The following is a 12,476-nucleotide window of genomic DNA, read 5'->3' as shown; positions in this document are numbered from 1 at the left end:
CACAGGCGAACCACAGAGAGGCCACCGCATGCCGATAACAAAAATCCTCATCGCCAATCGTGGCGAGATCGCGGTGCGCATCGTGCGCGCCTGCGCCGAGCTGGGCATCCGCTCGGTGGCGGTGTACACCGAACCGGACCGCTACGCACTGCACGTAAAACGCGCCGACGAGGCCTACAGCCTGGGCGAGGACCCGCTGGCCGGCTATTTGAACCCGCACCACATCGTCAACCTGGCGGTGCAGACCGGCTGTGACGCCCTGCACCCGGGCTACGGCTTTCTCTCGGAAAACGCGGAGCTGGCCGAGATCTGCGCCCAGCGCGGCATCACCTTTATCGGCCCGGCGGCGCCAGTGATCCGTCGCATGGGTGACAAAACCCGCGCCCGTCAGGCAATGATCGAAGCCGGCGTGCCGGTGACCCCGGGTTCAGAAAACAATCTCAGCGGCCTGGACGAAGCCCGCCGGGAGGCGGAGCGCGTCGGCTACCCGGTGATGCTCAAGGCCACCTCCGGCGGTGGCGGCCGTGGCATCCGCCGCTGCGATAACGAGCCGGAGCTGGCGCGCAATTTTGAGCGGGTGGTGTCCGAAGCCACCAAGGCGTTCGGCAGCGCCGAGGTGTTTCTGGAAAAGTGCATCGTCGACCCGCGCCACATCGAGGTGCAGATTCTCGCCGATCACCACGGCAACACCATCCACCTGTTCGAGCGCGACTGCTCGATTCAGCGCCGCAATCAAAAGCTGATCGAGATCGCGCCGTCACCGCAGCTCACCCCGGAGCAACGCACCTACGTGGGCGATCTGGCGGTGCGCGCCGCCGAGGCGGTGAGCTACACCAACGCCGGCACCGTGGAGTTTCTGTTCACCGGCGATCAGGTGTACTTCATGGAAATGAACACCCGGGTGCAGGTGGAGCACACCATCACCGAACAGATCACCGGCGTGGACATCGTCCGCGAGCAAATCCGCATCGCCGCCGGCGAGCCGCTGGCCTATCAGCAAAGCGACATCCGCCACCAGGGCTTTGCCCTGCAGTTCCGCATCAACGCGGAAGACCCGAAAAACAATTTCCTGCCCAGCTTCGGCCGCATCAGCCGTTACTACGCGCCCGGCGGCCCGGGGGTGCGCGTGGACACCGCCATCTACACCGGCTACACCATTCCGCCCTACTTTGATTCCATGTGTCTGAAGCTGATTGCCTGGAACCTGAGTTGGGAAGGCGCCCTGGATCGCGCCAAGCGCGCCATCAATGACATGCGCCTGCAGGGCGTGAAAACCACCGCGCCCTATTACCTGAAGATTCTCGATGACCCCGGTTTTCGCGGCGGCCACTTCGACACCGGCTACGTGGACGCGCACCCGGAATTGCTCAACTACTCGGAAAAATCCAACCCCGAAGAGATCGCGCTGGCCATCGCCACGGCCATTGCCGCCCACACCGGGCTTTAAGCGCTGGAGATCCCGACATGAATGCGAACGCGAAAAAAAGCAAAAAAATTGAAATCACCGACGTGGTGCTGCGCGACGGTCACCAATCTCTGATCGCCACCCGCCTGCGCACCGAAGACATGCTGCCGATCTGCGAGCAATTGGACGCGGCCGGCTTCTGGTCGTTGGAAGTGTGGGGCGGCGCCACCTTCGACGCCTGCGTGCGTTTTCTCAAGGAAGACCCCTGGCAGCGCCTGCGGCAACTGCGCGAAGCGCTGCCCAACAGCCGTCTGCAAATGCTGCTGCGCGGCCAGAACCTGCTTGGTTACCGGCATTACGGCGACGACGTGGTGGAGGCCTTCGTGGAGCGGGCCGCCGCCAATGGCATCGACGTGTTCCGCGTGTTCGACGCCATGAACGACCCGCGCAACCTGGAAACCGCCCTGCGCGCCGTGAAAGCCAACGGCAAGCACGCCCAGGGCACGCTCTGCTACACCACCGGCCCGGTGCACACACCGGAACGCTTCGTGGAATTGGCCAAACGGCTCGCCGAGCTGGGCTGTGACTCCATCGCCATCAAGGACATGGCCGGCCTGCTCACGCCGTTCGCCACCGGCGAGCTGGTGGCCGCGCTGAAAAGCGCCGTGGAGCTGCCGCTGTTCCTGCACTCGCACAACACCTCGGGGCTGGCGCCCCTGTGCCAGTTAAAAGCCATCGAAAACGGCGTGGACCACATCGACACGGCGATCTCGCCGTTCGCCGGCGGCACCAGCCACCCGGCCACCGAATCCATGGTCGCCGCCTTGAAAGGCACACCCTACGACACCGGCCTGGGCCTGGAAAAACTGCAGCCCATCGCCGACTACTTCCGCGAAGTCCGCAAGAAATACCACCAGTTCGAAAGCGACTACACCCGTGAAGACATTGGCGTGCAGATCAATCAGGTGCCCGGCGGCATGATGTCCAACCTGGCCAACCAGTTGAAGGAACAGGGCGCGCTCGACAAGATCGGCCAGGTGTTCGCGGAAATTCCCCGGGTACGCCAGGACCTGGGTTATCCCCCCCTGGTCACCCCCACCTCGCAGATCGTCGGCAGCCAGGCGGTAATGAACGTGCTCGCCGGGGAGCGCTATAAGACCATCACCAACGAAGTAAAGCGCTACCTGCTCGGCCACTACGGCGCCGCCCCCGCCAAAGTGGACGCCACCCTGCGGCGCCGCGCGGTGGGCAATGAGGAAGTGATCGACGTGCGCCCGGCGGACCTGCTGCCCCGCGAGCTGGACAAACTGCGCGCCGACATCGGCGAGCTGGCGCACAACGAAGAAGACGTGCTGACCTTCGCCATGTTCCCGGACATCGGCCGCGCCTTTCTGGAAGAGCGCGCCGCCGGCACCCTGAAACCGGAACCGCTGCTGCCCATCGGTGACGTTCCCGGCGGTGGCGCCGACGTGGCCGGCCAGCCCACCGAATTCATGATCGACGTGCACGGCGAAACCTACCAGGTGGCGATCACCGGCGTGGGCCTCAAGGGCAGTGATAAGCGCCGCTTCTTCCTGACCCTGGACGGCATGCCCGAAGAAGTGATCTTCGAACCGCTCAACGCCTACCAGAAAGGCGAAGGCGGCGGCCGCAAGCAGGCAGGCCACCCCGGCGACGTCACCACCAGCATGCCCGGCAACATCGTCGACGTGCTGGTCGCCGAAGGCGACGAGGTGAAGGCCGGCCAACCGGTGCTGGTGATCGAGGCAATGAAAATGGAATCCGAGGTGCAGGCCCCGGCCAGCGGCACCGTCAACGGCATCTTTGTCGCCAAGGGCGACCGGGTGACACCGGGGGAAGTATTGATCGAAGTGCGCTGATTTTGCTGACGGACAGGATGCTTGCGCATCCGGTTCTGCCTTGCCACCGCGACGCCACCCTGGTTGTCGCGGTTTTTTTTTGCCCGCGCTTTCACTCCGGCAGCGCGCCTCATACAGTCGCCCGGAAACGGAAGATCCCAGCTTCACCCACACGTGCTTCCGTGATGTCGGGCGAAGCCGGGATCAGTGTCCGGCCGTGGCTAAAGCATCAGGCCTATTCCGTGCACTCGAACGACGCCGCTTCCATCGGGTCGCCGCCGTCCACGTAACGGGGCCACGCCGGGTAGTCGCACAGCGGCCGGGTGCGGCCCGGCTCACCCACGGTGTCCGTGGTGATCTGATTTTCCGGCGCGGTGTCTTTTTCCACCCAGTTTTCCAGCGCCGTCAGCGAATCCCAGGTGGCGTTGAAGCTGAGGCTGGCCGCATGGCCGAAGCCCGCCACTTCATAGAAGCGCACGAACGAATCCACCTTGTCTTGCCCCATCTGATTCAACAACCGACCGTAGTACATCTCGGTGGCACGGGTGCTGACCAGCACGTCCGACATGCCGTGGGCCAGCAGCAACTTGCCGCCGCGCGCCTCGAATTCGGAAATGTTGGTGCCCGCGTTGAGGCCCACGCTGAGCTCACTGATGCGCTGCGCGTATTCCGGCGCCGGGTTGATGGGATCCAGATTATAGGAATTGAACGTGGCATCGCGGGCCACCGAATACTTGACCCACTGATCCACCAGCACACTCAGGTACGGGGCGTACTGCGGCATGGCCGGATACACCGGCGCGGTGTAGCCAAAATTCAGAAAGGTCACGGTGTTGCCCACCGGCGTGACCGTGTCGATGCCCAGGTCCGCGCCCCACACGTTGCTGCCCGGGTAACCGGTTTCGCCGCTGGCCAGCGGGAAGTTGAACGTCACGCCTTTGTCCATGGTTTTCAAGGCGTTGATCTGCGCATCGGACAAACAACTGTCGCCGTCGTCCGCGCCGTTGGCACAACGCAGCGGGTTGCCGTTCACGGTAGCCGTGGCGGGATCAAAAATGGCGTTGCACTGGCGCTGATCATTGATCAGATCATCGGCGAGGCCATCCAGTTCGTCACAGGCTTCCCGGGCCGCGTCCAACAACAACTGACGCTTGGCGAAACTCGGATAGGCCCCGGGCTGCGACAGGGCGCGGCTGTAGGTCTGCCCGGCCAGCAGCGCTTCCGCGTCGTTCCAGGCGGGATACCAGGCAATGGCGCCGTCCCAGTCGTCCGGCCAGCGCTGAATGCTGGTCAACGCCTCGCGGCCGCCGGTGGAGCCGCCAGCAAAATAGCTTTGCTTGGGCGCGCTGGCGTAGCGCTTGTCGATCAGGAACACCGCCGCATCGCGGGTTTTCTTCAGGGCGTCGCCGGCGAAGTTGTCGACGGCTTCGTCGTTCAACCCCCAGCGGCCATCCTGGGAGCCCAACGCATTGGCCTGGTGCCCGGAATCGCTGGCGAAGGTGGCGTAACTGCGCCCCAGTGGCGTGGGTTGATCCACCGCCCCCTGGGCGATGTTGCCGGTGATCGCCGGAATGGTGCCGTTAAAGCCGCCGCCGCCGAACATCAGCGCCTTGGAATTCCAATCCTCGGGCAGCGCCACCTTGAACAGAATGTCCGGCGCCTGCGGGTCCACCGGCGCGATGCGCCCGGACACCAGGCAATGCTCCGGCACCGCCGCCGCGCCGCTGCCGCTGGCCGCCACCACCTGGGCCTCGGTGACCGCGCCACCGGAGGTGGCCAGATCCATGGCGGTGGACGGGATTTCCATGCCCGCCAGTTGTTCGCAGGACATCGGTTGCCGCTGCGCCGACGACGAGCTGCCGCCGTCGCCGCCGCAGCCCGCCAATAAGATGCCGGAGGCACAGCACATGGAAATGCCCAGCCACTTCAAGCCGCTTGTTGTGTTCATCGTTCTCTCCCGGTTTTATCGTTATTTGATGGGTATTTTTGGTGTTGCCCGCAGCGGCCCGGCGCCCCGGCTCACACCGGTCGCGCCCGCTCAGAGCGCGGCCTGACCCAAGGCCCCGAACACGCTGTATACGGATCATAAGTGTTTTTCTTTAAATATTCACTCTTGTGTGAGTTAGCTTTTGAAACAACAAAAAAGCGCCAAACAGACCGACAGTATCCACCCACCGCCCCGCCAAGTCTTATCGCATCTGGATCGTTCAAACCGGCGGCTTAGGCCGCCCAGCGCGGTGGCTACCCCCGCAACCCGGCCACGATCCGCGCCGCGTCCCTGGACGGCGGCCGGCCAAAAGCCCGGGCATATTCGCGGCTGAACTGGGTGGGGCTTTGGTAGCCCACTTCGTGGGCGGCGCGGGTGACGCCATAGCCGGCGGCCACCAACAGAGTGCGCGCCTGCAGCAGGCGCAACTGCTTCTGGTACTGCAGCGGGCTGAGATTGGTGACCGCCTTGAAGTGACGGTGGAAGGCGGACAGGCTCATCGCCGCCTCTTCGGCTAGCGCTTCCATGCGCAGCGGCCGCGCGTAGTCGCGCCGCAGCCGCTGAATCGCCCGGTTCACCCGCGCCAGGGTGGTGTCCGGCGTGGCGATGTCGCGCAGCATCCAGCCCAGCGGCCCCTGCAGCACCCGGTAGAGAATCTCGCGCTCGTAGGCCGGGGCCAGAGCGGGGATATCGTCGGGCCTTTTCATCAAACGCAGCAGACGCACCCAGGCATCCAACAACTCCGGCGTCATCGCCGCCACGGAAAATCCCGCGTCCCGGTCACCCCGGCTGGCAGAATCAGGCAAATCCGACAGCAGGTCCGCCAGAATCCGCGCGTCCAGGGTCAGGCTCACCGCCAGGTAGGGCTCGCCGGACACCGCCGGGCGCACCACCCCCGCCGCCGGCAGATCCACCGACATCACAAAGTAGGTAGCGGGGTTGTAATGCAAGGTCTGCCCGCCCACGGTCATTGACTTATTGCCCTGCAAAATCAGATTGATCATCGGATCGTACACGGCGGCCAGATGGTGCTCGGGAATCGCGCCCTGGACCATCGCCACGCGAGGAATGCCGGTCTCGGTGCGACGGTTCTGGGCGTGGGCGGCCAACGCGCGCAGTTCGTTCAGTGAGTCGTTCATCGCCGTATTGGACGCCGGCGCCGCCGCCGGCACAAGACAGAAAGCAGAAACAGGCAGGTTTCAGACAGGAACGGAGCGGCCCGGTTTCCGGCGCAGCGCTATCGTGTAATCACCCCCTCGCCCCAATCAGGAGACACCATGCTCGATCACATTTTCGTATCCGTCAGCGACCCGGAACGCTCCATCGCCTTCTACACCCGGGCGCTGGCGCCGCTGGGCATCGTCAACCGGCACGACTACCACGGCAAGGACGGCCCGCCGGGCCACCCGGACCTGAAAGGCTTCGGCGCCCACGGCCGCATCTTCTTCTGGCTGCGGCCCGGCCAGGTGGACGCCCGCGCCGCGCACATCGGCTTCGTCGCCGACAGCGAGCAAGCCGTGGACGCCGCCTACGCCGAGGCCATGGCCGCCGGCGCCACCGACAACGGCGCCCCCGGCCCGCGCCTGCACTACGACCCGCGCTACTACGCCGCCAACGTGCTCGACCCGGACGGCTACAGCCTGGAATTCGTGTACAAAAGCTGGCAGCACTGAACGTCGGCGAGCGTGGCTTTAGGCGGACACCGCCTGGCACACCACTTCCACATTGACGCCGTCCGGATCCAGCACATAGGCGGCGTAATAGTGGTCGTGGTAATGCGTCCGAACCCCCGGCGCGCCGTTGTCGACCCCACCCGCCGCCAGCGCCGCGCGATGAAAGGCATCCACCACGGACCGCTCCGCCGCCGCGAACGCCACATGCGTGCCCGCCCCGGCCTGCTCGTTATCGTGCACCCACAAACGGGGATAACCGTCTCTGCCGAAGCCGTGGCGCGTGCCGCCACTGCGGGTGCGCTCCGGCCCGACCGTGATAACGCGGACCATGCCCAGCGGCGCCAGCGCCTGCTCATAGAAACGGCGCGACACCTCGGCGTCGCGCACCGCGAATTCCACGTGATCCAGTAACGTCATAGTGTTGTCCGCCTGAAGGTAGCGTTTCGGGGCCGGCCATTCGCCGGCCCGTCCATTGTGCCCCATTCTATGCAGGCGCCACTGGCCGGAAACTGGCGAAGCCCTGCCTGATTGTCGCGGCAACCTAATGCCCGCTATTCGATCCCAGGCATGCCGGCGTAACCCGGCAGTGCCTTGATGCGCTCGATCCAGGCGCGGATCGCCGGGTACGGCTCCAGCGACACGCCGCCTTCCCAGCCCAGCGCCAGATAGGGAAACACCGCGCACTCGGCAATCGTCGGGCGGCCCATGGCGAGCCATGGATGCTCGCTCAGGTGTTGCTCGATCAACGGCAGCGCCCGCGCACTGATCTCCAGTGCCCTTTCTTTGTCCAACGGGTAGCCGAACTTATCGATCAAGCGCGCCGCGTTGGGACCGTGATTGATCTCGTTGGCGGCGGTGGACAGCCACTGCATCACGTCGCCCTGGTGGGCGGCGCTGTCCGGCCACCATTGGTGGCCGCCGTAGCGGCGCGCCAGATACACCAGGATTGCCTGGGAGTCGCGCAGGACCACATCACCGTCTTCCAGCACCGGCACCTGCGCCCAGGGGTTCAGATCAATAAACGGCGATTGCTTATGTTCGCCGGCGGCCAGATCCACCGGCACCAGTTCCACATCCAAGCCCACCAGAGCGGCGAACAGACGCACCTTGTAGGCGTTACCGGACAATTCCATATCGTAGAGTTTCATGGCGAGTCTCCTTATTCGGTTTCGGGCAGCAGCTGGTTGAACTCCAGCACGTTGCGGTCGGGATCGCGGATAAACAGGGTGATGCGGCGCGGGCCCAGGCGGTGGATGCCCTCGGTGATCTCGATGCCGGCCTGGTCCAGCCAGTCCTTCAGGGCATAGAGGTCGTCCACCACGAACGCCGGGTGGGTGACGCCCGGCAACTTCACCGGCTCGTCCAGCAGCACGTTGCGGCCATGGGGCAGGCGCGTGCCGTTGAAGATCAGATTGATGCGCACGCCGTCCGGCGTCTCCATCTCGTTGGCCTCGGCCTTCTCGAAACGGCGCACCTCCGTGAACCCGAGCTGCTCATAAAACGCCACCGCCTCCTGGCGGTCGCTGACGCGGATGCCCACATGGTCGTACTCGCGAATGGACTGCGGTTGTTTCATCACTGGCTCCTTCTGTGAAACAGGGATCGCCAGTAAACGCCCATCGCCGGATTCAAAAAATCGCCGGGAGCGATTTTTGACGTCGCGTAAGCGACGGCCCGCAGGGTGGCCGCCATGGACGGCGGCCACAATAAATGGTGCCAACCTGTTAGCTTTATTCAGTTTTTCGTACAAATGGAGCCGCGCACCTCCCATGGACAAACTCAAAGCCATGAGCACCTTCGTCGCCATCGTCGACCAGGGCAGCCTCTCCGCCGCCGGCGACAAGCTCGACCGCTCCCCCGCCGCCATCGTCCGCACCCTGGCCGGCCTGGAACGCCACCTGGGCGTGCGCCTGCTCAACCGCAGCACCCGCCGCCTCGCCCTCACCGACGAAGGCCGCGACTACCTGCAACACTGTCGTTAGTGCCCTGTTCCCTGAATAAGTGACCGTCAGCGTGCCCCACAAAGGCCGTGGTTAGGCGCCGTCCGCAGCCAATGGCCATAGTCCTTGGCAAGGACGGCAACACAGCCACGGGCTTTGTGGGGCTCGCCCTTCGGGAAGGCAGGGGCGCCATCGTGGCGGCGTTGCACTGTTTGCCCATAGCACCACTATGGCCTGCACAGCACGCCTAGCCACGATGGCGCCCCTGCCTTCTGACGGTCACTTATTCAGGGAACAGGGCACTCAATCCTCGCCGACATCCACGCCGCCGAAGCCCGCCTGGACGGCCAGCGCGACGAACCCGCCGGCACTCTCTCGATAACCGCCCCGGTGATGTTCGGCCACCTGCACCTCACGCCCCTGCTCAACCAGTGGCTCAAACAGCACCCGCAAATGCGCGCCGACCTCACACTCCTCGACCGCGTCACCGACCTGCTCGAAGAAGGCTTCGACCTCGCCCTGCGCATCGGCCACCTGGCCGACAGCACCCTTATCGCCCGCCCCCTCGGCCACACCGGCTACGTGCTCTGCGCCAGCCCCGAGCTCCTCGAACAACGCGGGCACCCAAGCCACCCCCAGGACCTCGACGACTGGCCCACCGTCTGCTTCGCCCCCGCCGGCAGCACCTGGCACTTCCTGGTGGACGGCAAACCCTGGTCACAGCGCATCGACCCGCTGATACGCGCCAACCAGATCGACACCCAACTCGCCGCCGCCCGCGACGGCCTCGGCCTGTGCCGCGTGCTCAGCTACCAGGCCCAACAGGACTTCGAACGCGGCACCCTGGTGCCCGTGCTCACCGACTACGACCCGCCGCCGATGCCCGTGCAGTTCGTGTTCCCGCACAGCCGGTTGCTGTCGCCGCGAGTGCGGCATTTTATGGAGGCGGTGGAGGGGGCGTTGAAAGCGAGGTTGGCGGGTGAGACCGGTAAGAGCCTGGCTACTTGAAGAGAATCGGCTCGGACCGTGAGCCAATTAGCGCGCGGATTCGGTTCATCAATCGCCGAACAAGGAGCGTACCCACTTTGGGTTTCCACCTACCCAGAGTGGGTATTTAGAAGAATCGGCGGCAGCGCCTAAGCGCTCTCGCGCTCATTCCAGGGACGGATAGCCGCCAGCGTCTCCGCCAGCTCGCGCTCCGCCACCTCCGTATCGTGCTCCACCTGCGCACGCAGCCAATAGCCACGGGACAGGCCGAAGAAACGACACAGGCGCAGATCGGTATCCGCGGTGATGGCGCGCTTAGCGGCGACGATATCGCCGATGCGCTGAGCCGGCACGTCGATCTCTTTAGCAAGGCGATATTTGGTGATACCCAGAGGCTTGAGGAATTCCTCGAGAAGCAGCTCACCGGGCGTCACGGGTGCAATGCGAGTCATGATGCCCTCCTAGTGGTAGTCCACGATCTCAACGTCCGCAGCCCCGGCGGCGGTCCACCGGAAACAGAGACGGAACTGATCGTTCACTCTGATACTGTGCTGCCCCTTGCGGTTTCCTTTCAGGGCTTCCAGGCGATTGCCCGGCGGCACTCGAAGATCGTCCAACCGCTCGGCAATCTGCAACTGCCGAAGCTTACGCAGCGCGACGCGCTCGATAGCAACGAAACGTCGGACGCGCCTGCCGCTCGCCAGCGCTTCCGTGTCCTGGCATTTGAACGAACTGATCATTAGCAAATGATAACGCACCGCGTTATTAACGTCAAGCGTTATCATGTAGGTACACACGGCCCAGACCCTGCAATGCCAGCTGTGAGACCTTCCCAAGATTCAGTAATTTGAACGGGCTTGCAGTAAAACGGCCGGAAATCGCTAAAATTTCAGTAAATTGACCGGAACCGGCCGGTGGCCCGGCCGTTTTACTGCAAAAGCCCCTATTCCCGGCTATTCTACTGCAAAACCGGCCAATTTACTGAAGAGGGCTCTATGTCCACACCGCTCGGCTACCAATGGCTGATCCAACACTATGTCCTGCGCGCACTGCCACTGGATGAGTGTGCGTATGTCAGCAATATCCGCGGCGGGCGACAAAGCACCCAGCAAGGGGGGCAGGTCGTCCACCGCTTTGAGCCGAACTACGACCCCGGCGAGACATTGGCGGGACAAATCCAGTTTGCGCTTCGCTATGAGGGAGTCAACCTGCAGGTCCTTTCCCTGCTCTTCGCAAAAACGGGCCCCGAGGAACTGGTTAAGTGGCTCCTCGACAGCCCCCAGTCCCAATACGCCCGGAGAGCCTGCTTCCTGTTTGAATGGTTGACCGGGCAGCAACTTCCCATCGAAGATCCGGTCCCATCACGGGCCCGGTACGTCCTGGCTGTCGATCCCGCGCATCACTTCGTCTGGGAACATGGCGAGCGCAGCAAACGATTCCGGGTCACCAACAACCTCGCCGGGCCGCCTTCGTTCTGCCCCCTGGTCAGGCGCACGGATTACCTGAATGACATGGTCCGCAAGGATCTCCGCAAGAGCACCTTCGAGACCCTGGCCCGGTATGACGAAGACCTGCTAAGGCGCGCGGCCGCGTTTCTGTATCTCAAGGAGACCCAGTCCTCGTTCGAGGTGGAGCGGGAAAAGCCGAGCCCCAAGAAGGCACAGCGTTTCGCGGACATGCTGAGACAGGCGGATGCCCACGAACCGCTCACCGAAGAAAGGCTGGTCGAGCTGCAAAACACCGTGATTGATCCCCGCTTTCACGAGTTCACCTGGCGGCACCGACAAAACTGGATTGGCAAGGATCTTGGCCATCGCCAGCAAATCGATTTCGTACCCGCCAGACCGGAAGACCTCCAGAAGCTGATGGACGGGTTGCTCACAATGTCCTCAAACCTGAGCGACGACCTGGAAGAGGTGCGGGACCAAGAGAAAAACGATAAGAGCCCCTCGCTAGTCGCGGACTTCGTCAACCAGCGCTTTGAAGTGTATGTTCCGCCCATGGACCCGGTGATCGCCGCCGCCTGCATCGCCTTTGGTTTCGTCTACATTCATCCCTTCATGGATGGCAACGGCCGCATCCACCGCTACCTGATTCACGATACCCTGGCCAAAGCCGGGTTTACCCCGCGCGGCATCGTCCTGCCAGTATCAGCGGTGATCCTGGCCAACCTGGATGACTACATCGAGACGCTGGAGCACTTCTCCAGGCCCCTGAATCGGTTCACCGACTACAACCCGGACACGCCAGACATCCCGGCCGTCGGCAACGACACCGTTTATTTCCGCTACCCCGACCTCACCCGACAAACAGAATTCCTCTACCGGGCCCTGGAGCGCACCGTCGAGCACGACCTTCAAGAGGAAATCGACTTCCTACTGGGCTTCGATCGCGCCTGCCGGGCATTGAACGGGTTGCTGGACTGGCCGGACCACAGCCTGGAACTGTTTGTGCGGGTCGTGCGGCAGAATGACGGACTGCTTTCAGCCAATAAGCGCAAAAGCCATTTTGATTGGATGACAGAGGAGGAGATTGCGGAGGCAGAAAAACTTGTTCGAGAAGCCTTCTCTATGAATTCCGAGTGAACTGCGGGTAACGGCATGAGCCCCAGACTGTCCACCTACC

The 12,476-nt window shown here is 63.7% G+C and carries 13 protein-coding genes; 6 read left to right on the top strand and 7 right to left on the bottom strand.

Annotated features, from left to right (window positions below):
* The first annotated feature begins 28 nt into the window (after positions 1–28).
* Together CGS25_RS10815 and oadA are read left to right on the top strand one after the other, a co-directional pair.
* Positions 29–1,447 carry an acetyl-CoA carboxylase biotin carboxylase subunit gene (locus CGS25_RS10815; RefSeq protein ID WP_089033439.1) on the top strand — a complete coding sequence of 473 codons (1,419 nt, stop codon included), beginning with the start codon at positions 29–31 and terminating at the stop codon, positions 1,445–1,447.
* A 17-nt stretch (positions 1,448–1,464) separates the two neighbouring features.
* The gene (gene oadA, locus CGS25_RS10810) at positions 1,465–3,285 is read left to right on the top strand and encodes a sodium-extruding oxaloacetate decarboxylase subunit alpha (RefSeq protein WP_101675461.1); all 1,821 of its coding nucleotides are present in this window, start codon (positions 1,465–1,467) and stop codon (positions 3,283–3,285) included.
* Positions 3,286–3,499: 214 nt separating this feature from the next.
* On the opposite strand, the gene CGS25_RS10805 is transcribed toward oadA, so the two are convergent.
* Entirely contained in the window at positions 3,500–5,212 is a 1,713-nt protein-coding gene (locus CGS25_RS10805) for a tannase/feruloyl esterase family alpha/beta hydrolase (RefSeq protein ID WP_232802363.1), read from the bottom strand.
* Between the two features lie 293 nt (positions 5,213–5,505).
* The gene (locus tag CGS25_RS10795; protein WP_101675458.1) at positions 5,506–6,390 is read right to left on the bottom strand and encodes an AraC family transcriptional regulator; all 885 of its coding nucleotides are present in this window, start codon (positions 6,388–6,390) and stop codon (positions 5,506–5,508) included.
* 138 nt (positions 6,391–6,528) lie between these two features.
* Between CGS25_RS10795 and CGS25_RS10790 the strand changes: the two genes are divergently transcribed.
* Positions 6,529–6,924 (top strand): VOC family protein, encoded by a 396-nt coding sequence (locus CGS25_RS10790; protein ID WP_089033445.1) that lies wholly within the window; start codon positions 6,529–6,531, stop codon positions 6,922–6,924.
* A gap of 18 nt (positions 6,925–6,942) precedes the next feature.
* Here CGS25_RS10790 and CGS25_RS10785 read toward each other — a convergent pair whose 3' ends face one another.
* From CGS25_RS10785 to CGS25_RS10775, 3 genes are all read right to left on the bottom strand, one after another.
* Positions 6,943–7,341, bottom strand: coding sequence for a VOC family protein (locus CGS25_RS10785; RefSeq protein ID WP_101675457.1), 399 nt, complete (start codon positions 7,339–7,341; stop codon positions 6,943–6,945).
* A 134-nt stretch (positions 7,342–7,475) separates the two neighbouring features.
* Positions 7,476–8,072 (bottom strand): glutathione S-transferase family protein, encoded by a 597-nt coding sequence (locus tag CGS25_RS10780; RefSeq protein ID WP_101675456.1) that lies wholly within the window; start codon positions 8,070–8,072, stop codon positions 7,476–7,478.
* An 11-nt stretch (positions 8,073–8,083) separates the two neighbouring features.
* Entirely contained in the window at positions 8,084–8,500 is a 417-nt protein-coding gene (locus CGS25_RS10775) for a VOC family protein (RefSeq protein ID WP_101675455.1), read from the bottom strand.
* Between the two features lie 193 nt (positions 8,501–8,693).
* On the opposite strand from CGS25_RS10775, the gene CGS25_RS10770 reads away from it, so the two are divergent.
* Both CGS25_RS10770 and CGS25_RS10765 read left to right on the top strand, forming a co-directional pair.
* Positions 8,694–8,906 (top strand): LysR family transcriptional regulator, encoded by a 213-nt coding sequence (locus tag CGS25_RS10770; RefSeq protein WP_198588758.1) that lies wholly within the window; start codon positions 8,694–8,696, stop codon positions 8,904–8,906.
* 243 nt (positions 8,907–9,149) lie between these two features.
* Positions 9,150–9,872: a LysR substrate-binding domain-containing protein gene (locus CGS25_RS10765; RefSeq protein ID WP_332872159.1), complete on the top strand. Its 723-nt coding sequence runs from the start codon at positions 9,150–9,152 to the stop codon at positions 9,870–9,872.
* 128 nt (positions 9,873–10,000) lie between these two features.
* Here CGS25_RS10765 and CGS25_RS10760 read toward each other — a convergent pair whose 3' ends face one another.
* Together CGS25_RS10760 and CGS25_RS10755 are read right to left on the bottom strand one after the other, a co-directional pair.
* Positions 10,001–10,303 (bottom strand): HigA family addiction module antitoxin, encoded by a 303-nt coding sequence (locus CGS25_RS10760; RefSeq protein ID WP_101675453.1) that lies wholly within the window; start codon positions 10,301–10,303, stop codon positions 10,001–10,003.
* Between the two features lie 9 nt (positions 10,304–10,312).
* Positions 10,313–10,636: a type II toxin-antitoxin system RelE/ParE family toxin gene (locus CGS25_RS10755; protein WP_332872158.1), complete on the bottom strand. Its 324-nt coding sequence runs from the start codon at positions 10,634–10,636 to the stop codon at positions 10,313–10,315.
* A gap of 210 nt (positions 10,637–10,846) precedes the next feature.
* Between CGS25_RS10755 and CGS25_RS10750 the strand changes: the two genes are divergently transcribed.
* Entirely contained in the window at positions 10,847–12,436 is a 1,590-nt protein-coding gene (locus tag CGS25_RS10750) for a Fic family protein (protein WP_101675452.1), read from the top strand.
* The last annotated feature ends 40 nt before the right edge of the window (positions 12,437–12,476 follow it).

Origin of the sequence: Alloalcanivorax mobilis, assembly GCF_002864685.1 — a bacterium.
Lineage (GTDB): Bacteria > Pseudomonadota > Gammaproteobacteria > Pseudomonadales > Alcanivoracaceae > Alloalcanivorax > Alloalcanivorax mobilis.
Note: the sequence above shows the minus strand (reverse complement) of the source record. Positions and strands in the feature narration are given on the sequence as shown.

Coding starts and splice junctions, on each gene's coding strand:
- CGS25_RS10780 (WP_101675456.1), bottom strand. CDS start 8,072: ATGAAACTCTACGATATGGAATTGTCCGGTAACGCCTACAAGGTGCGT.
- CGS25_RS10815 (WP_089033439.1), top strand. CDS start 29: ATGCCGATAACAAAAATCCTCATCGCCAATCGTGGCGAGATCGCGGTG.
- CGS25_RS10775 (WP_101675455.1), bottom strand. CDS start 8,500: ATGAAACAACCGCAGTCCATTCGCGAGTACGACCATGTGGGCATCCGC.
- CGS25_RS10770 (WP_198588758.1), top strand. CDS start 8,694: ATGGACAAACTCAAAGCCATGAGCACCTTCGTCGCCATCGTCGACCAG.
- CGS25_RS10790 (WP_089033445.1), top strand. CDS start 6,529: ATGCTCGATCACATTTTCGTATCCGTCAGCGACCCGGAACGCTCCATC.
- CGS25_RS10755 (WP_332872158.1), bottom strand. CDS start 10,636: ATGATAACGCTTGACGTTAATAACGCGGTGCGTTATCATTTGCTAATG.
- CGS25_RS10750 (WP_101675452.1), top strand. CDS start 10,847: ATGTCCACACCGCTCGGCTACCAATGGCTGATCCAACACTATGTCCTG.
- CGS25_RS10805 (WP_232802363.1), bottom strand. CDS start 5,212: ATGAACACAACAAGCGGCTTGAAGTGGCTGGGCATTTCCATGTGCTGT.
- CGS25_RS10785 (WP_101675457.1), bottom strand. CDS start 7,341: ATGACGTTACTGGATCACGTGGAATTCGCGGTGCGCGACGCCGAGGTG.
- CGS25_RS10795 (WP_101675458.1), bottom strand. CDS start 6,390: ATGAACGACTCACTGAACGAACTGCGCGCGTTGGCCGCCCACGCCCAG.
- CGS25_RS10760 (WP_101675453.1), bottom strand. CDS start 10,303: ATGACTCGCATTGCACCCGTGACGCCCGGTGAGCTGCTTCTCGAGGAA.
- oadA (WP_101675461.1), top strand. CDS start 1,465: ATGAATGCGAACGCGAAAAAAAGCAAAAAAATTGAAATCACCGACGTG.